Here is a 17,012-nt window from a genome sequence, read left to right as displayed (position 1 = left end):
GGGGCCGCACCGGCCCCCGCACCGCACGGTGCGGGGGCCGGCGCCGGTCAGGGGAGCAGCGCGTCGATCCGGCGGGCGAGCTCGAGGTCCAGCTCGCTCACCCCGCCCGCGGAGTGGCTGACCAGGGTCAGGTGCAGCGTCCGCCAGCGCAGGTCGACGTCGGGGTGGTGGTCCATCTCCTCGGCCACGTCGGCGATCGCCACGATGGCGGCGACGGCGTCGCGGAAGCTGGGCAGCTCGACGGTCCGGCGCAGGCCGTCGCCGTCGCCGCTCCACCGCGGCAGCGAGGCCAGCGCAGCGGCGAGTTCGTCATCGGGCAACCGCGGCGGGCGAGGCATGCCCCCATGGTGACGCACTCGAACGGCTGGTGACGTGCTGGAACGCCCCTCCGGTGGCTCGCGCCGAGCTTGCGAGGCGTGAGGGGGACGGGGGTTCGTCAGGTGTGGAGGCCGCACTCCGTCTTGGTGGAGCCCGCCCAGCGTCCGGCGCGCGGGTCCTCGCCCGGGGCGACCGGCCGGGTGCAGGGGGCGCAGCCGATCGAGCCGTAGCCGATCTCGAACAGCGGGTTCACCGGGATGGCGTGCTCGGCGATGTACCGGTCGACGTCGTCCTGCGTCCAGGCGGCGATGGGGTTGATCTTGACCATCTCGCGCTTGGCGTCCCAGTCGACGATCTTCGTGCCGGCGCGGGTCGGCGACTCGTCCCGCCGCACCCCCGACCCCCAGGCGACGTAGCCGGAGAGGGTCCGGGCCAGCGGCTGCACCTTGCGCAGCGAGCAGCACAGGTCGGGGTCGCGGTCGTGCAGCGCGGGGCCGAACTCGAGGTCCTGCTGGGCCACGGTCTGCTCGGGCTCGACGTTCACGAGCGTGATGGGCAGCACCGAGGAGATCCACTCGCGGGTGCCGATCGTCTCGGCGAAGTGGTAGCCGGTGTCCAGGAAGACGACGTGCACGCCGGGGATCGCCCGGGAGGCCAGGTGCGCGAGCAGCCCGTCGGCCATGGACGAGGTGATCGCGAACTCGTCGCCGAAGGTGTCGCCGGCCCAGGTGAGCACGGCGAGCGCCTGCTCAACCGGGTCGGCGATGCCGTCGAACCAGGCGTCGGCGGCCTGGGCCAGCAGCGGCGTCGGACGCAGCGCGATGGTCATCCCTGCACCCCCGTGGCGATCAGGCGGACCGAGAAGGCCCGCAGGCACGCGCCGCAGCGCCACCCGTCCTCGTACGGCGTGAGCTCCTCGTCGCCGCAGTACGGGCAGTGGAACACCGGCAGCTGGCGGGTCCTTCCCGACGTCGACTCCTCGCTCACAGCAGCCACTCCTCCTCGGCGCGGGCGACGTAGTGGGCGAAGGACTCACCCGGCGTCCGGCGCTCGAGGAAGCCGCGGAGCACGCGCTCGCAGTAGTCGGCGGTCTCGCCCTTGGTGACCTTGTGGCCGCGGAACTTGCGGCCGAAGGTGCGCTCCACGCCCAGGTGCCCACCCAGGTGCACCTGGAAGCCCTCGACCATCTCGCCGGCGTCGTCGCGCACCATCGAGCCCTTGAAGCCGATGTCGGCGGTCTGGAAGCGGGCGCAGCTGTTCGGGCAGCCGTTGATGTTGATCCCGATCGGGGTGTCGAAGTCGGGCAGCCGGCGCTCGAGCTCGGCGTAGACCTCCTGCGCGAAGTGCTTGGTCTCGACGATCGCCAGCTTGCAGAACTCCAGCCCGGTGCAGGCCATCGTCCCGCGGCGGAAGGCGCTGGGCCGCACCTGCAGGTCGTGCTCGGCCAGCGCGTCGACCAGCGCCTCGACCTTCTCGTCCGGGACGTCGAGGATGACCAGCTTCTGCTGCGTCGTCGTCCGGATGCGGCCCTGGCCGTACTCGTCGGCGAGGTCGGCGATCGTGGTGAGCAGCGTGCCGCTGATCCGGCCGGTGCGCAGCGCGAAGCCCACGGCGTTGCGGCCGTCCTTCTGCCGGCTGACACCGACGTGGTCGCGCTGGTCGTGCTTGGCCGGGGCGGGGGCCGGGCCGTCGGGCAGCGGCTCCTTCAGGTACTCGTCCTCCAGCACCTGGCGGAACTTCTCCGGGCCCCAGTCGGCCATGAGGAACTTGATGCGGGCGCGGTTGCGCTGCCGGCGGTAGCCGTAGTCGCGGAAGACGGCGGTGCAGGCGGCCCAGACGTCGGTCACCTGGTCGGGCCGGACGAAGACCCCGATCCGCTGGGCGAACATCGGGTTGGTGGACAGCCCGCCGCCGACCCACAGGTCGTAACCGGCCTCGCCCGCCTCGTTGACGACCCCGACGAACGAGACGTCGTCGATCTCGGGCTCGGTGCAGTGGTCGACGCAGCCCGACATCGACGTCTTCCACTTGCGCGGCAGGTTGCTGAACTCCGGGCTGCCGACGTACTTGGCGACGGTCTCGGCGATGACGTCGGTGGCGTCGACCACCTCGTCCTCGAGGATCCCGGCGAGCGGGCAGCCGAGCATCACGCGCGGCACGTCGCCGCAGGCCTCCATCGTGGAGAGGCCCACCGACTCCAGCCGGCGCCAGATCTCGGGCACGTCCTCGATGCGGATCCAGTGGTACTGGACGTTCTGCCGGTCGGTGACGTCGGCGACGTCCCGGCCGAACTCGGTGCTGATGCCGCCGAGTACGCGGAGCGCGTCGCTGGTCAGCTGCCCGCCGTCGATGCGGGCCCGCATCATGAAGTAGGAGTCCTCGAGCTCCTCGGGCTCCAGCACGGCGGTCTTGCCGCCGGGGATGCCCTGGGCGCGCTGGGTGTAGAGACCCATCCAGCGCATCCGGCCGCGGAGGTCGCCGGGGTCGATGCCCTCGAAGCCGGTCTTCGAGTAGATGTCCAGGATCCGCTGGCGCACCTCGAGGCCGTCGGAGTCCTTCTTCATCCGCTCGTTGGGGTTGAGCGGCTCGCGGTAGCCCAGCGCCCACTGGCCCTGACCCCGCTGGGGCCGGTTGCTGGTGCGGGTGGGGGTGCTCACGTGGCGTACTTCTTCCTGCGCTCGCCGACGGCCCGGCAGTCGGCCGGGGTGGGGCGCTGCTGGTTCGGGACGCAGCGGGACAGCTGCGCGGGGGACCTGGGTCAGCGCAGGGCGCGACAGGCGGCGCTGGAGACGAGCGCCAGGTCGATGTGCAGGCGCGCGACCAGGAGGCTGCCGCGGTCCGTCATGCCGGCGATCCTCCCACATCCCGCGCGGTCGGGTGCGGGGATCACCCGGCGGGGGCGGGCCCGGCGCCGCTCAGCGGGGCGTGGGTTCGCTGAACGACCGCCACGCGGTGTCGATGGCGACCAGCTCGGCGGCGTGCGGAGGCAGCGTCCCGGCGACGACGTCGGCGACGGTGACCCCCTCCAGCACGCGGCGGTAGGCCTCGCGGGCGGCGACCCAGACCTCGGCCAGCCCGGCGGCGTGGCCGGGGTAGGTGACCTCCTCGGGCCGCTGACCGTGCACCTCGGCCAGGAACCCCAGCTCGACCCGCATCACCCGGGCGATGGAGATCTCCGAGGCGGGCAGGGCCAGCCGGTACCCGCCGTCCCGGCCGCGCTGGCTGGTGACCAGGCGGGCGTGCTGCAGGTCGGCGAGGATCGCCTGGAGGAAGCGGTTGGGGATGCCCTGCGCGGTCGCGATGCGGTCGCAGGTCAGCGCCTCGGGTGCCGCCGCGGCGAGTTCCAGGACGGCGCGGACGGCGTAGTCGACCCGGGCGGTGATGCGCACGCTGCCCATACTGCCGTCATCTGCGAGAGTGCCCCGGTGTCCCGGCTGCGTTTCACCGCGTTGGTGGAGGCGCCGCTGACCGTGGCGTTCGACGTCGCCCGTGCGCTGGGCCGCCCGTGGCCGTTCCCGCTGCGCGAGGTGGGGTCCGTGCGCCCGGAGCGGGACGCCTTCGCCGCGCCGCTGGGTCCCCGCGGCCGGGTCGAGCACGTGCGCCGCTTCACGGCCACCGCGGCCGGCACGCGGGTCGAGGAGCAGGTCGAGTGGGCGACCGGGCTGCCCGGCCCGGTGGGGTGGGTCGCGGACCGGGCGCTGCGGCCGCGGGTGCAGCGGGCGATGCGGGCGCACCTGGACGCCCTGTCCGCCGGGGCCGCGCTGCGGGCGCGCGAGGTGGTCCAGGTCGTGGGCGCGGCGCTGGTCGAGGGGGACCGGGTGCTGGTCGCCCAGCGCTCGGGCGGGCCGTTCGACGGGTGCTGGGAGTTTCCCGGCGGAAAGGTCGACCCGGGGGAGACCGACCTCGCGGCGCTGGTCCGCGAGTGCGCCGAGGAGCTCGGGGTCACCGTCGCGCCCCGGTCCTTCCTCGGGGAGGTGCCGCTCGACGGGGTCGTCGCCGGAGGGGCACCCGGCGCCTCGACGATGCGGGTCTGGGAGGCGCGGATCACGCACGGCCGGCCGGTGGCGCGGGAGCACGCCGAGCTGCGGTGGGTGGGTGCGGCCGACCTCGACGCGCTCGACTGGATCCCCGCCGACCGCCCGCTGCTGCCCGCCGTCCGACTTCTCCTCACCAGGAGCTGACCCCTCTCCGGGCGTTTTGTGCACATAACGCCGGGGTGTGGACGACGGCATCGGCGATCCGGCGCCGGCCGCCAGGATCCGGCTCGTGCTCCTGCGCTCCCAGGGCCTCCACGGCGTGTTCGTCGGTGCCCACGCCGTCTCCGAGGGCGTCCTCAGCCGCCGCCAGTTGAGGGACGGCCCGTACGTGCGCGTGCTCCGCGGCGTCTACGCCGACCCGTCCCTCCCGCGGGACCACCTCCTGCGCTGCCGTGCGACCGCCCTCCTCATGCCGCCGGGGGCGGCGCTCGGTGCCCGCTCGGCAGCGGCCGTCCTCGGCGCGTCGCAGCCCGGCTACGGGGACCAGGTCACCGTGCTGGTGCCGGAGCAGCTCCAGTGGCGGGGGCCGGCCGGCGTCCGGGTGCGCCGGGTCGCCCTGCCGGCGGCCGACGTCGAGGTGACGGACGACGGCCTGCGGTGCACGACCCCGCTGCGCACCGCGTGGGACGTCGCCGCGCTCGAGTCGACCGCGACGGCGGTCGGCGTCCTCGACGCGATGGTGCGCGCCGACCTGCTCACGGTGGCGGGCCTCGCCGGGCTGGTCCGAGCGGGCGTCGGGCGGTGGGGTGTGGTACGCGCCCGCAGGGCGTTCGCGCTCGTCGATGCGCGGGCCGGGTCGCCGCCGGAGTCGTGGGTGCGGGTGGCGTGCGCCCTGGCCGGGCTCCCGGCACCGGTGCCGCAGTACGAGGTCGTCGAGGGCAGCGGGTCGTCGTCGAGTACGAGGGCGCCTATCACTTCGACGATCTGCAGATCGCGCGCGACGACGAGCGGTACCGCCGCCTCGCCGCCGCGGGGTGGCGGGTCGTCCGGCTCGCCGCCCACGACCTCCGGGACATGGACGCGGTCGTCGCGCGGATCCGGGCCGCGCTGCTCGGCTGAGCCCGGACCCCCCGGGCGTTGTGTGCACACAACGCCACACGGGTGCCACCCGGGCGCTTTGTGCACAAAACGCCCGACGGGCGCCGCCCCCTCGGGGGACGGCGCCCGTCGGGCGTCCTGGGAGGGCCCCGCCTACTTCTTGAAGGCGTCCTTGACCTTCTCGCCGGCCTGCTTGAGGTTGCCCTTGGACTCTTCCTTCTTGCCCTCGGCCTGGAGGTCGCGGTCGTCGGTCGCGTCGCCGAGCGCCTGCTTCCCCTTGCCGGACATCTCCTCGACCTTGTTCGTGAACTTCTCGGTGCCGGTCATCGCTGCCCTCCGGTCGTCGTCGGATCGACCAGCGGGTACCCGGCCCGGCAGCTCGTGACACGTCCCCGGGAAAGGCTTCGGCGCACCGGCCGGGACGACCGGAGGACGGCCCGCCGGACGCGCCGCGGGGCGTGGAAGTTACGGTTGCGGCGCGGATCGTGAGCCCAGGTCACAAGTCGGTGACGTCCGTGGACACCCCCTCCGAGGCGTGCCTAGGGTCCACCCGTCGCAGTCCCGGGCCTCCCTGGTCCGGTTGCGTCCGGCTCGAGACCAATCTGTCGACCACTCGCCCCCTCGGGGCCTGGTCGACCTGTCCGTTCCCCCCGCTGGTGCGGGTCGAGGGAGGCATTGCACGTGAAGTTGAGCAAGCGCAGAGGTGGGCTCGTCGCGGCCGGCGTCGCCGCCGCGATGATGCTGTCCGCCTGTGGTGGCAGCGATGACAACGGTGGCGGGAGCGGCGGCACCTCCGCCGAGGGTGGCGGCTCGTTCAGCGTCTACGTCGGTGAGCCGGAGAACGCGCTGATCCCGGGCAACACCACCGAGAGCGAGGGCCACCAGGTCATCTCCTCCCTGTGGACGGGTCTCGTCGAGTACGCCGCCGACGGCGCCGTCGAGTACACCGGTGTCGCGGAGTCGATCGAGTCCGAGGACAACACCACCTGGACCGTCACGCTCAAGGACGGCTGGACCTTCCACGACGGCACCCCGGTGACCGCGCAGTCCTTCGTCGACGCGTGGAACTACACCGCCTACAGCCCGAACGCCCAGGGCGCGTCGTACTTCTTCTCGAACATCCTCGGGTACGACGACCTGCAGGCCCCGACCGACGCCGAGGGCAACGTCACCGGCGACCCGGCCGCCCAGGAGATGAGCGGCCTCCGGGTCATCGACGACACCACCTTCGAGGTGGAGCTCGCCTCCCCGTTCGCCCAGTTCCCGGTGACCGTCGGCTACAACGCCTTCTGGCCGCTCCCCGAGGCCTTCTTCGAGGACCCCGAGGGCTTCGGCACGCAGCCGATCGGCAACGGCCCGTTCCAGGCCGAGGGCGAGTTCGTCCCCGGTCAGGGCATCACCGTCACCCGCTACGAGGACTTCGCCGGCGAGGACCCGGCGGTGGCCGACAGCGTGGAGTTCCGGGTCTACGCCGACCTGAACACCGGCTACAACGACCTGCAGGCGGGCAACCTCGACGTCCTGCCGGACCTGCCGCCGGACGCCCTGGCCTCGGCCGAGGACGTGCTCGGCGACCGCTTCCTCGAGGCGCCGTCGTCCGGGTTCACCTACCTGGGCTTCCCGACCTACGACGAGCGCTACTCCGACCCGCGGGTCCGGCAGGCGCTGTCGATGGCCGTCGACCGCCAGGCGATCTCCGACGCCATCTTCAACGGCAGCCGCACGCCGGCCGACGCCTACGTCGCCCCCGTCGTCGACGGTTACCGCGAGGGCGTCTGCGAGTACTGCGAGCTGGACGTCGACGCGGCGAACGCGCTCCTGGACGAGGCCGGCTTCGACCGCAGCCAGCCCATCGAGCTGTGGTTCAACGCGGGCGCCGGCCACGACGCCTGGGTGCAGGCCGTCGGCAACCAGCTGCGCGAGAACCTGGGCGTCGACTACGTCCTCCGGGGCGAGCTCGACTTCGCCGAGTACCTGCCGCTGCTCGACGAGCAGGGTGTGACCGGTCCGTTCCGCCTCGGCTGGAGCATGGACTACCCGAGCCCGCAGAACTACCTGGAGCCGCTGTACTCCACGGCCGCGCTGCCGCCGGCGGGTTCGAACGCCACGTTCTACTCGAACCCCGAGTTCGACGAGCTGATCCAGCAGGGCAACAGCGCCAGCAGCAACGAGGAGGCCCTGGACTTCTACAACCAGGCCGAGGACATCCTGCTGGAGGACATGCCGATCATCCCGATGTTCTTCGACCTCGAGCAGGCCGGGCACTCGGAGAACGTCAGCGACGTGGTGATCGACGTCTTCGGTGACATCGACGTCGCCAACGTGGTCCCGGTCAGCTGACCCACACCGCACCGCAGGCCGCCGCCGGGGATCCCCGCCCAGACCGGGCAGGGCTCCCCGGCGGTCGGCCGCTCGGGCTCGTCCCGCATCATGGACGACGCCTCCCCGCTCGCCACATGGGTGAGAGGCGTCCCGACCGAGGAGCGACATGGGCCGCTACATCGCGCGCCGCTTTCTACTCACCATCCCCGTCCTTCTCGGGGCCTCGTTCCTGATCTTCGCCCTGGTCTACGCGCTGCCGGGCGACCCCATCCGGGCGCTGGGGGGCGACCGCCCGCTGGCGCCGGCCGTGGTGGCCCAGCTGACCGACGAGTTCAACCTGAACGACCCGCTCTGGCTGCAGTACGTCAAGTACCTCGGTGACCTGCTCCAGGGCGACTTCGGCACCGACTTCCGTGGCCGCGAGGTCATCGACACCATCAGCCAGCGGATGCCGGTCACGGTCCAGCTGGCCGTGGTGGCCATCGCCTTCGAGATCCTCATCGGCATCGTCGCCGGCGTGCTGGCCGGCATCCGCAAGAACGGCTTCTTCGACAACGTCGTGCTGGTGAGCACCACGCTGATCGTCTCGATCCCGATCCTGGTGCTGGCGTTCATCGCGCAGTTCACCTTCGGGCTCCAGCTCGGCCTGTTCCCGATCGCCGGTGTGAACGAGGGCTGGTACAGCTTCCTGCTGCCCGGGCTGGTGCTCGCCGCGGGCTCGCTGGCCTACGTGGCGCGGCTGACCCGCACGAGCATCGCCGAGAACATGCGCGCCGACTACGTGCGGACCGCCCGGGCCAAGGGTCTGCCCCGCCGTGACGTGATCGTGCGGCACACCCTGCGCAACAGCCTGATCCCGGTGGTCACGTTCATCGGCGCCGACATCGGCACGCTCATGGGCGGTGCGATCGTCACCGAGACGGTGTTCAACCTGCCGGGCATCGGGCGGGCGGTCTTCGACGCCGTGCGGGCCCAGGAGGGCGCCGTCGTCGTGGGCATCGTGACGCTCCTGGTCTTCGTCTTCATCTTCTTCAACCTGGTCGTCGACGTGCTCTACGCCGTCCTCGACCCGAGGATCCGCTATGAGTGACCCGAACCTGACGACCCTGGGCCACGACGAGGCCGGGGCCGGTGGTGTGACCGGCGCGACCGACCAGCCGGGGGGCGAGGCGCGCCAGAACAGCCTGTGGAGCGACGCCTGGCGCCAGCTCCGGCGGAACGTGCTCTTCTGGATCGGCGCGGTCCTGGGGCTGCTCTTCGTCGCGATGGCGCTGCTGCCGTCGGTCTTCGCCCGGGGCGTCGACCCGCGCTCGTGCAACCTGTCGAACAGCAACGCCGAGCCCTCGGCGGAGCACTGGTTCGGCTTCGACCAGCAGGGCTGCGACTACCTGGCCAACGTCGTGTACGGCGCTCGGAACTCGCTGATCATCGGCCTGCTCGCCGTCGTCGTGATCCTGGTGCTCGGTGTCCTCGTCGGCGCCATCTCGGGCTTCTACGGCGGCGTGACCGACAGCATCCTGTCCCGGATCGCGGACATCTTCTACGCCCTGCCGCTGATCCTCGGTGCGCTGGTGGTCCTGCGCAGCGGCATCCTCGGCCGCGGTGTGGTCGCGGTGGCGATCGCGCTGGCCCTGTTCGGCTGGATGACCGCCATGCGGTTGGTCCGCTCGCAGGTGATCGCGATCAAGAACTCCGACTACGTCGCCGCGGCCCGGGCGATGGGCGCCTCCAACACCCGGATCCTCGTCCGGCACATCATGCCCAACGCCGTCGCCCCGGTGCTGGTCTACGCCACGATCACCATCGGCATCCTGATCGCGGCCGAGGCGACGCTGACCTTCCTCGGCGTCGGGCTGCAGCCGCCGGCGATCTCCTGGGGCCTGCAGATCAACACCGGGCAGAGCCTGCTGCGCACCGCGCCGCACGCGGTCCTCTTCCCGAGCCTCATCCTCACCCTGACGGTGATGGCCTTCGTCCTCATGGGTGACGCCCTGCGCGACGCCCTCGACCCGAAGCAGCGTTCATGAGCACCGCATCGTCGTCCGTCCCCACCAGCCCCGCCCGCGGTGCCGGGACGCCCATCCTCGAGGTCGACGACCTCCGGGTGCAGTTCCGCACCGGGTCGGGCCTGGTCAACGCCGTCAACGGCGTGAGCTACACCGTCTCGGAGGGGGAGACCCTCGCGATCCTGGGCGAGTCCGGCTCCGGGAAGTCCGTCTCCGCCCAGGCGATCATGGGCATCCTCGACACCCCGCCGGCGGAGATCACCAGCGGCCGGATCGTGTTCGAGGGGCGTGACCTGCTCACGCTGCCGGAGGAGGAGCAGCGCAAGGTCCGCGGGCCCGGGATCTCGATGATCTTCCAGGACGCGCTCTCCGCGCTGAATCCCGTGTACAGCGTCGGCTTCCAGATCGGCGAGATGTTCCGCGCGCACCGGGGCACCTCCCGCAAGGAGGCCAAGCAGCACGCCGTCGAGCTGATGGAGCGGGTCCGCATCCCGGCCGCCAAGGAGCGGGTGAACGACTACCCGCACCAGTTCTCCGGCGGCATGCGGCAGCGCGTCATGATCGCCATGGCGCTCGCGCTCGACCCGCGCATCCTCATCGCCGACGAGCCGACCACCGCGCTCGACGTCACCGTCCAGGCCCAGGTGATGGACCTGCTCAAGGACCTCCAGCGGGACACCGGGATGGGGCTCATCCTCATCACCCACGACCTCGGCGTGGTCAACGAGGTGGCCGACAACGTGGCCGTCATGTACGCCGGCCGCATCGTCGAGCGCGGCACCGTCGACGAGGTGTTCGGCAACCCCGCCCACCCCTACACCGACGGCCTGATGCGCTCCATCCCGCAGGTGGAGGTCAAGGGCGGCCGGCTCCAGCCGATCGGCGGGCAGCCGCCCAACCTGGCCGCCATCCCGTCGGGCTGCCCGTTCCACCCGCGCTGCCCCAAGCGGCGCACGGGTGCGCAGGCCGCACCCGGCCGCGACTGCGTCGCCGACGTCCCGCCGCTGCGGCTGGTCGTCCCGGGGCGCCAGGCGGCCTGCCACTACAGCGAGGAGGTCCTCGGTGTCTGACGCCAGCTCCGGGAGCAGCGCAGCCGACCCGTCCGCGGAGGTGGACCGGGCGCTGGCCGAGGCGGCCGCGAGCCGCCCGACGCACACGCCGGGTGACGTGCTGCTCGAGGTCAAGGACCTCAAGAAGCACTTCCCCCTGACCCAGGGCATCGTCCTCAAGCGCACGGTCGGCCACGTCCGCGCGGTCGACGGCGTCAACCTCTCGCTGCGCCGTGGCGAGACGGTCGGCCTGGTGGGGGAGTCCGGGTGCGGCAAGTCGACGGTCACCAAGATGCTGGTGGCCCTCGAGAAGCCGACCGACGGGCAGATCCTCTACAAGGGCGAGGACGTCACGCGGATGAGCGGCCGCGCGCTCAAGCAGTACCGGCGCGAGGTGCAGATCATCTTCCAGGACCCCTACGCCTCGCTGAACCCGCGCATGACCGTGGGCGACATCGTGGCCGAGGGCTGGTCGGTGCACGCGGACATCGCACCGAGGAAGGGGCGCCTGCAGCGCACCCAGGAGCTCATGGAGCGGGTCGGCCTCAACCCCGACTTCGTCAACCGCTACCCGCACCAGTTCTCCGGTGGCCAGCGGCAGCGCATCGGCATCGCGCGGGCCCTGGCCCTGCAGCCGGAGGTCATCGTCTGCGACGAGCCGGTGAGCGCCCTGGACGTCTCGGTGCAGGCGCAGGTGGTCAACCTGCTCGAGGACCTGCAGAACGACTTCGGGCTCTCCTACCTGTTCATCGCCCACGACCTGTCGGTGGTGCGCCACATCTCCGACCGCGTCGCGGTGATGTACCTGGGCAGCATCGTGGAGGAGGGCACCGACGCGCAGGTCTACGGCTCGCCCGCCCACCCCTACACGCAGGCGCTGCTCTCGTCGGTCCCGGTGCACGAACCGCACCTGCGCGGGCTCAAGGAGCGGATCCTGCTGCAGGGCGACGTGCCGAGCCCGGCCAACCCGCCGTCGGGCTGCCGGTTCCGCACCCGCTGCTGGAAGGCCCAGGACATCTGCGCCACCGAGCCGCCGGCCCTGGTCGACCGCGGCCAGGGGCACCCCTCGGCCTGCCACTTCGCCGAGGCGCGCGCCGTCGTCCCCACGGAGGGCTGAGCACCTCGCGCCGGGACCACCTGCCCTGATCCCGGCGCGTCCTCCCTCGCGGTGCGCCGTGGGGGAGGACGCGCCGCGGCGGGGGAGGACGTGGGCGCGGCCCGGCCCTGCTCGCACCGCACGCCGCCTCGGGGAGAATGGCCGACCGTGACCGCCGACCGACGCCTGCTCCTCGTCCACGCGCACCCCGACGACGAGACGATCAACAACGGGGCCACGATGGCCCGCTACGTCGCCGAGGGCGTCGGGGTCACCCTGCTCACCTGCACGCTGGGGGAGGAGGGCGAGATCCTGGTCCCCGAGCTGTCCCAGCTCGCCGCCGACCAGGCCGACCAGCTCGGGGGCTACCGCATCTGGGAGCTGCGCGGGGCGATGGCCGCCCTCGGCGTCGAGGACTTCCGCTTCCTCGGCGGGGCCGGGCGCTACCGCGACTCGGGGATGATGGGCACGCCGGCGAACGAGCACCCGCGGGCCTTCTGGAACGCCGACCTCGACGAGGCGGTGGCGCACGCCGTCGCCGTGGTCCGCGAGGTGCGCCCGCAGGTGGTCGTCACCTACGACGAGTTCGGTGGCTACGGGCACCCCGACCACATCCAGGCGCACCGGGTGGCCATGCGGGCGGTGGAGGCCGCGGCGGACCCGGGCCACCGGCCCGACCTCGGTGCCGCCTGGGAGGTGGCGAAGGTCTACTGGAACGCCATGCCTCGCTCGGTGGTGCGCGAGGGCGTCGAGGCCATGGCCGCCCTCGGCGAGGCCTCGCCGTTCGAGGGGCTGGGCGACCTCGACGAGATCCCCTTCGTGGTGCCCGACGAGGTCGTCACCTGCGCGGTGGACGCCCGGGCCTACGCCGGGCGCAAGGACGCCGCCATGCGCGCCCACCCGACCCAGATCACCGTCGACGGCCCGTTCTTCGCGCTGTCGAACAACCTGGGCCAGGAGGTGCTCGGCGTCGAGTACTACCGCCAGGTCGCGGGCGAGCGCGGCCCGGCCGCCGGGCCCGACGGCCGGGAGGACGACCTCTTCGCCGGTCTCCAGGGGTGACGGGCCGCGGGCCGGTCACGGTGGGCATCGGGATCGCCGCCGTCGTGGTCGCCGGGTGGCTGGCCGTCGTGGAGGTCCTCTGGCTGCCGCTGCGGGTGGGGGGCGTGCTGGTGCCGGTCTCGGTGGCGGCCGCGGTGGCCGGCAACCTGCTGCTGGTCGGTGCCGCGCTGCGGCTGAGCGGCTCCAAGGCTGTCGCCGCTCTCCCCGCCGTCACCTGGCTGGCCGTCGTGGTCGCGGCCATGGTGCGGCGCCCCGAGGGTGACCTGCTGCTGGTCTCCGGGGGCTCGCTCGGCCTCGTGAGCACGGCGTTCCTGCTGCTGGGGGTGCTGGCCGCGGCGCTCGCCCTGGGCCTGGCGCTGGGCACCCCCGCCCGCCGGGTCAGCCGGGCGGGGCCCACCGGTAGTGGTAGCGGTGGTGCTCGGTGAACCCCATCCGGGCGTAGAGGGCCAGCGCCGGGGCGTTGGACGCGGTCACCTGCAAGGCAGGACGTCGCCCCGCGGGCGCGGGCCTCCGTGGCCAGCGCCGCCATCACCGCCGTCGCCAGGCCGCGCCGACGGTAGGGCTCGTCGACGGTCACCGCGCTGACCACCAGCCACTCGTCGACGACCACACCGCGGGCCACCGCGGCCGGCCGGGCCGCCACGGGGTCGGGCCGGACGGAGGCGAACAGCGGCTGCTCGGCGTTGCGCAGGACGGCCGCCGCGGTGGCCGGGAGCGCCGCGCCCCGGTGCCGGTAGCCGGCCAGCCAGGCCGCGTCGGGTGCGTCGTCGAGCCGCACCGGGACGTCGACGGCGGGCCAGGGGCCCGCCGGCGCGACGAGCACCAGGACGTCCTCGTCGCGGGTCCACCCCGCGGCGGCGAACGCGGCGTCGGCGGCCTCGCCCCCGGGCACCGGGACGGCGGCGCACGGGCGCAGCCCCCGGTCGGCGTACCAGCCGGTGACGGTGTCGACCGCCGGGCGCAGGCCTCCCGGTGGGTCCCCGGTCACCAGCCCCGAGTTGGCCCGCCCGGTGAACCCGCCGCGGCGCGCAGCAGCCAGTCGCCGTAGGGCTCCTCCTCCAGCCCCCGCCAGGTGCGGGCGGCCAGGCGTTCCAGCCCGGCGACCCGGGTGGGGGCTGCGGTGGTCACGGCGACGATCATGGCGGTCGGCGCCGCCGGGCGCGGAGGCGCCCCTGCTCAGCCCTGCCGCGGGGCGGCCGCGGGCAGGGGGCGGGCGTTCAGCCAGCCCAGCACCCGCTCGGCCGGCATGGGCCGGGAGATGTGGTAGCCCTGCGCGACGTGGCAGCCCCACTCGCGCAGCGCGGCGAGGGCGTCGGCGTCCTCGACGCCCTCGACCACCATGCTCATCCCGAGGTCGCGGCTCAGCTGCAGCGTGCTGCGCACGATCGCCGCCGCCCGCGGGTCGGACGTCAGGTGGGTGACGAAGCTGCGGTCGAGCTTGAGCTCGTCCACCGGCAGCGCACGCAGGTAGGACAGCGACGAGTACCCCGTGCCGTAGTCGTCCACCGACAACCGCACGCCCAGCCGGCGCAGCCCGGCCATGACCTGCTGGCTGCGGGCGGCGTCGGCCATCAGGACGTCCTCGGTGATCTCCAGGACCAGCGAGCCGGCCGGCAGCGAGCAGGTGTCCAGCAGCAGCTGCACCTGCTCGGGCAGGGCGACGTCCTGCAGGTTGGACACGGACAGGTTCACCGCGATCGACAGATCGTGGCCCTGGGTGCGCCAGGTGCGCAGGTCGCGCAGCGCCTGCTCCAGCACCCGCAGCGCGAGCCGGCGCATGAGACCGGCCTGCTCGGCCAGGGGCAGGAAGACGTCGGGGTAGAGCAGGCCGCGGTCGGGGTGGTTCCAGCGGACCAGGGCCTCGAGGCCGGCGACGGTGCCGGTGCGCAGGTCCAGCTGCGGCTGGTAGTGGTTGACGAGCTCGTCGCCGTCGAGGGCCGAGCGGAGCTGCTCCAGCGTCTGCAGCCGGTCGCGGCTGGCGGGGGTGCCGTCGGGCGCCCACACCTCGTAGCCCAGGCGCCCGCGCTTCGCCGCGTACATCGCGGAGTCCGCCCGGGCCAGCAGCAGCGACCGGTCGCGGCCGTGGTCCGGGCAGAGGGCGATGCCGATGCTCGCGTCCACGTGCAGCGACATGCCGGCCAGCACGAAGGCGTCGCGCAGCGCGGTACCCAGCCCGCCGGCGACCTCGCGCGCCCGCTCGGCGTCGGCGTCGGGCAGCAGGACGGCGAACTCGTCCCCGCCCATGCGGGCCAGCAGCTCCCCGGGCCGCAGCGCCCGCTGCAGGCGGGGGCCGACCAGGCAGAGCAGGTCGTCGCCGACGCCGTGCCCGAAGCTGTCGTTGATCTCCTTGAAGCGGTCGAGGTCGACCATCAGCAGGGCGGACCGCCGGTCGGGGTCACCGCGGACGGTCCGGTCCACCGTCTCCAGGAACTTCCGGCGGTTGGGCAGGCCGGTGAGCGGGTCGTGGTGCGCCTCGGTGGCCAGCTGGGCCAGGCGCTCCTGCTCGGCGGCGCGCAGCTCGGCGTTCTCCACGACCAGGGCGCCCTCGAGCGTGACCTGGCGGACGGCGTCGCGCTCCGCGGGGCTCCAGCTGCGGGCGGTGCCGACCGAACCGGTGACGACCAGCCCCAGGAGCCGGTCGCGGGACATGAGCGGGACGCTGACGTAGGAGCGCAGGTCCAGGGCGCGCACCAGGTCCGCGTCGAGCAGGTCGGTGGCCGCCGCGTCCTCGACGAAGACGGGGACGGGCTCCTCCGTGGCGAGCCGCCACAGGGGGACGGCGGACGCCGGTCGCCCGACCAGCCGGGCGCGCACCACCTGCGCGTGCTCCTCCGCCCAGCCGACGTGCCGCACCTCGCCGATGCGGCCGACGTCGTCGACCAGGTAGGCGGCGCTGCGGTCGGTGCCGGCCAGCCGCTGGACGGCCCGGGCCAGCACCTCGGCGGCGGCCGCGGCGCCGGTGACCGCCGAGCCGTCGACGAGCAGCTGCCGGACGACCCGGGCGGTGGTGAGCGAGGCCGCCCGCGCCTGGCTGGTGCGCGCCTGCTCGATGACGCCCCCGAGGTGCGCGCCGGCGGCGGCGGCCAGCCGGCGGACGTCCTCGGAGAACGGCCGCACCTGCGTGCTGTCCAGGGTGAGGACCCCGGCCAGCTCGGGGCTGCGGCCCAGCGGTACGGCGAGCGCCGAGGCGATCTGGAAGGAGTCGACCCACCAGCCCGACACCAGCTCGGAGTCGCGGTCGGCGGTGAGCGGGGCCCCGGTGCGCAGCACCGTCTCGGCGAGCTCCAGGGGCACGGGTGCGGTGCGGAACTGCCGCCAGGTGGCCAGGTCGCGCCGGCCGTCGGCGTAGGCGGCCATGCGGGGCACCAGGCGGCCGTCCTCGAGCAGGAAGACGCAGGCGCGCTCCACCTCCCCGAGCTCGGCGAGCTGGCGGCAGGCCGAGCCGAGCAGGTGGTCCATCGACTGGGCCTGCGCGGCGGACTCGATCAGCGTGAGCAGGACGCCGGCCTGGTGCAGCCGGCGCTGCTCGGCGCGCCGGGCCCACGCCTCGGCCAGCGCCACGGCGATCCGGGGGGCGGCCTGGCGCAGCAGGTGGGGGGCCGCGGCGGCGGCGGGCTCGACGGTCAGCACCCCGACGACCTGCCCGTCGAGCAGCAGCGGTTCACCGTGCCCCGAGCGGATGCCGACGTCGGCGAGCTCGCGGTCCTCGGCGCGGCGGCCGCCGGCGTGGGCGACGACGGCCCGGCGGCCGGTGACGACGGCGGCGAGGAAGGGGGAGTCGCGCAGGTTGGCGGGGGTCCGCAGGGCCGGGTGCAGCGGCAGCGGGTCGCGGGTCGCGGCGGTGGACCGGCGGAACGGGACGACGAGCTCGGTGGTGGCCTCGTGCACCCACACCGACACGCGGGTGGCCCCGGACGACGCACGGAGCCGGCCGAGCAGGTGCACCAGCGCGGCGTGGGCGTCGAAGGGGGACGCCGGCGGTTCGAACCGCGGCGCTGACTCGTCCTGCGTCGTCCCGGGCACGAGGGCGAGATCGGCGTCCCGGACCGGTGCTTGAGCGGGGCGCGGCGGCCCACCCCCGATG

17 protein-coding genes are annotated in these 17,012 nt (G+C 73.6%); 9 read left to right on the top strand and 8 right to left on the bottom strand.

Annotated features, from left to right (window positions below):
- Nucleotides 1-47 precede the first annotated feature (47 nt).
- The 5 genes from E9549_RS08000 to E9549_RS07980 form a co-directional block, all read right to left on the bottom strand.
- Entirely contained in the window at nt 48-338 is a 291-nt protein-coding gene (locus tag E9549_RS08000) for a 4a-hydroxytetrahydrobiopterin dehydratase (protein ID WP_236826009.1), read from the bottom strand.
- A 98-nt stretch (nt 339-436) separates the two neighbouring features.
- Nucleotides 437-1,147, bottom strand: a complete 711-nt coding sequence (locus E9549_RS07995; protein WP_236826008.1) for a phosphoadenylyl-sulfate reductase — start codon at nt 1,145-1,147, stop codon at nt 437-439.
- Complete coding sequence (locus E9549_RS07990; RefSeq protein ID WP_236826007.1) at nt 1,144-1,305, bottom strand: hypothetical protein; 162 nt, start codon at nt 1,303-1,305, stop codon at nt 1,144-1,146. Before E9549_RS07990 ends, E9549_RS07995 begins: the two co-directional genes overlap by 4 nt.
- Nucleotides 1,302-2,975 (bottom strand): nitrite/sulfite reductase, encoded by a 1,674-nt coding sequence (locus tag E9549_RS07985; RefSeq protein WP_236826006.1) that lies wholly within the window; start codon nt 2,973-2,975, stop codon nt 1,302-1,304. Before E9549_RS07985 ends, E9549_RS07990 begins: the two co-directional genes overlap by 4 nt.
- Nucleotides 2,976-3,233: 258 nt before the next feature.
- Entirely contained in the window at nt 3,234-3,716 is a 483-nt protein-coding gene (locus E9549_RS07980; RefSeq protein WP_236826005.1) for an Rrf2 family transcriptional regulator, read from the bottom strand.
- Nucleotides 3,717-3,743: 27 nt separating this feature from the next.
- Here E9549_RS07980 and E9549_RS07975 point away from each other — a divergent pair, with 27 nt between their 5' ends.
- Together E9549_RS07975 and E9549_RS24090 are read left to right on the top strand one after the other, a co-directional pair.
- Nucleotides 3,744-4,499 (top strand): (deoxy)nucleoside triphosphate pyrophosphohydrolase, encoded by a 756-nt coding sequence (locus tag E9549_RS07975; RefSeq protein WP_236826004.1) that lies wholly within the window; start codon nt 3,744-3,746, stop codon nt 4,497-4,499.
- Between the two features lie 681 nt (nt 4,500-5,180).
- Nucleotides 5,181-5,414, top strand: a complete 234-nt coding sequence (locus E9549_RS24090) for a DUF559 domain-containing protein (protein ID WP_236826003.1) — start codon at nt 5,181-5,183, stop codon at nt 5,412-5,414.
- A gap of 132 nt (nt 5,415-5,546) precedes the next feature.
- Here the strand turns inward: E9549_RS24090 and E9549_RS07965 are convergent, their stop codons facing one another.
- The gene (locus E9549_RS07965) at nt 5,547-5,720 is read right to left on the bottom strand and encodes a CsbD family protein (RefSeq protein WP_236826002.1); all 174 of its coding nucleotides are present in this window, start codon (nt 5,718-5,720) and stop codon (nt 5,547-5,549) included.
- 354 nt (nt 5,721-6,074) lie between these two features.
- Between E9549_RS07965 and E9549_RS07960 the strand changes: the two genes are divergently transcribed.
- The 7 genes from E9549_RS07960 (at nt 6,075) to E9549_RS07930 (ending at nt 13,353) form a co-directional block, all read left to right on the top strand.
- Entirely contained in the window at nt 6,075-7,733 is a 1,659-nt protein-coding gene (locus tag E9549_RS07960) for an ABC transporter substrate-binding protein (RefSeq protein ID WP_236826001.1), read from the top strand.
- 148 nt (nt 7,734-7,881) lie between these two features.
- Entirely contained in the window at nt 7,882-8,805 is a 924-nt protein-coding gene (locus E9549_RS07955; RefSeq protein ID WP_236826000.1) for an ABC transporter permease, read from the top strand.
- Nucleotides 8,798-9,742 (top strand): ABC transporter permease, encoded by a 945-nt coding sequence (locus tag E9549_RS07950; protein ID WP_236825999.1) that lies wholly within the window; start codon nt 8,798-8,800, stop codon nt 9,740-9,742. Before E9549_RS07955 ends, E9549_RS07950 begins: the two co-directional genes overlap by 8 nt.
- A complete protein-coding gene (locus E9549_RS07945; protein ID WP_236825998.1) occupies nt 9,739-10,791 on the top strand; it encodes an ABC transporter ATP-binding protein in 1,053 nt (350 codons plus the stop codon). Before E9549_RS07950 ends, E9549_RS07945 begins: the two co-directional genes overlap by 4 nt.
- A 52-nt stretch (nt 10,792-10,843) precedes the next feature.
- Complete coding sequence (locus E9549_RS07940) at nt 10,844-11,887, top strand: dipeptide ABC transporter ATP-binding protein (RefSeq protein ID WP_255714841.1); 1,044 nt, start codon at nt 10,844-10,846, stop codon at nt 11,885-11,887.
- 147 nt (nt 11,888-12,034) lie between these two features.
- Nucleotides 12,035-12,928 carry an N-acetyl-1-D-myo-inositol-2-amino-2-deoxy-alpha-D-glucopyranoside deacetylase gene (gene mshB, locus E9549_RS07935; RefSeq protein ID WP_236825996.1) on the top strand — a complete coding sequence of 298 codons (894 nt, stop codon included), beginning with the start codon at nt 12,035-12,037 and terminating at the stop codon, nt 12,926-12,928.
- Nucleotides 12,925-13,353, top strand: coding sequence for a hypothetical protein (locus E9549_RS07930; protein WP_236825995.1), 429 nt, complete (start codon nt 12,925-12,927; stop codon nt 13,351-13,353). Before mshB ends, E9549_RS07930 begins: the two co-directional genes overlap by 4 nt.
- Nucleotides 13,354-13,912: 559 nt before the next feature.
- Here E9549_RS07930 and E9549_RS07920 read toward each other — a convergent pair.
- Together E9549_RS07920 and E9549_RS07915 are read right to left on the bottom strand one after the other, a co-directional pair.
- Nucleotides 13,913-14,056, bottom strand: coding sequence for a hypothetical protein (locus E9549_RS07920; protein WP_236825994.1), 144 nt, complete (start codon nt 14,054-14,056; stop codon nt 13,913-13,915).
- A 48-nt stretch (nt 14,057-14,104) separates the two neighbouring features.
- Nucleotides 14,105-17,012, bottom strand: a 2,908-nt coding sequence (locus E9549_RS07915; RefSeq protein ID WP_236825993.1) for an EAL domain-containing protein, incomplete at its 5' end; no start/stop codon positions are given.

Source organism: Blastococcus sp. MG754426 (genome assembly GCF_021699055.1).
Taxonomy (GTDB): domain Bacteria; phylum Actinomycetota; class Actinomycetes; order Mycobacteriales; family Geodermatophilaceae; genus Blastococcus.
This window is presented reverse-complemented; position numbering and strand designations above follow the sequence as displayed.

What these genes read in the sequence shown, in the direction of transcription:
- E9549_RS08000 (WP_236826009.1), bottom strand. Translation starts at nt 338, where the DNA reads ATGCCTCGCCCGCCGCGGTTGCCCGATGACGAACTCGCCGCTGCGCTG.
- E9549_RS07995 (WP_236826008.1), bottom strand. Translation starts at nt 1,147, where the DNA reads ATGACCATCGCGCTGCGTCCGACGCCGCTGCTGGCCCAGGCCGCCGAC.
- E9549_RS07980 (WP_236826005.1), bottom strand. Translation starts at nt 3,716, where the DNA reads ATGGGCAGCGTGCGCATCACCGCCCGGGTCGACTACGCCGTCCGCGCC.
- E9549_RS07965 (WP_236826002.1), bottom strand. Translation starts at nt 5,720, where the DNA reads ATGACCGGCACCGAGAAGTTCACGAACAAGGTCGAGGAGATGTCCGGC.
- E9549_RS07955 (WP_236826000.1), top strand. Translation starts at nt 7,882, where the DNA reads ATGGGCCGCTACATCGCGCGCCGCTTTCTACTCACCATCCCCGTCCTT.
- E9549_RS07950 (WP_236825999.1), top strand. Translation starts at nt 8,798, where the DNA reads ATGAGTGACCCGAACCTGACGACCCTGGGCCACGACGAGGCCGGGGCC.
- E9549_RS07945 (WP_236825998.1), top strand. Translation starts at nt 9,739, where the DNA reads ATGAGCACCGCATCGTCGTCCGTCCCCACCAGCCCCGCCCGCGGTGCC.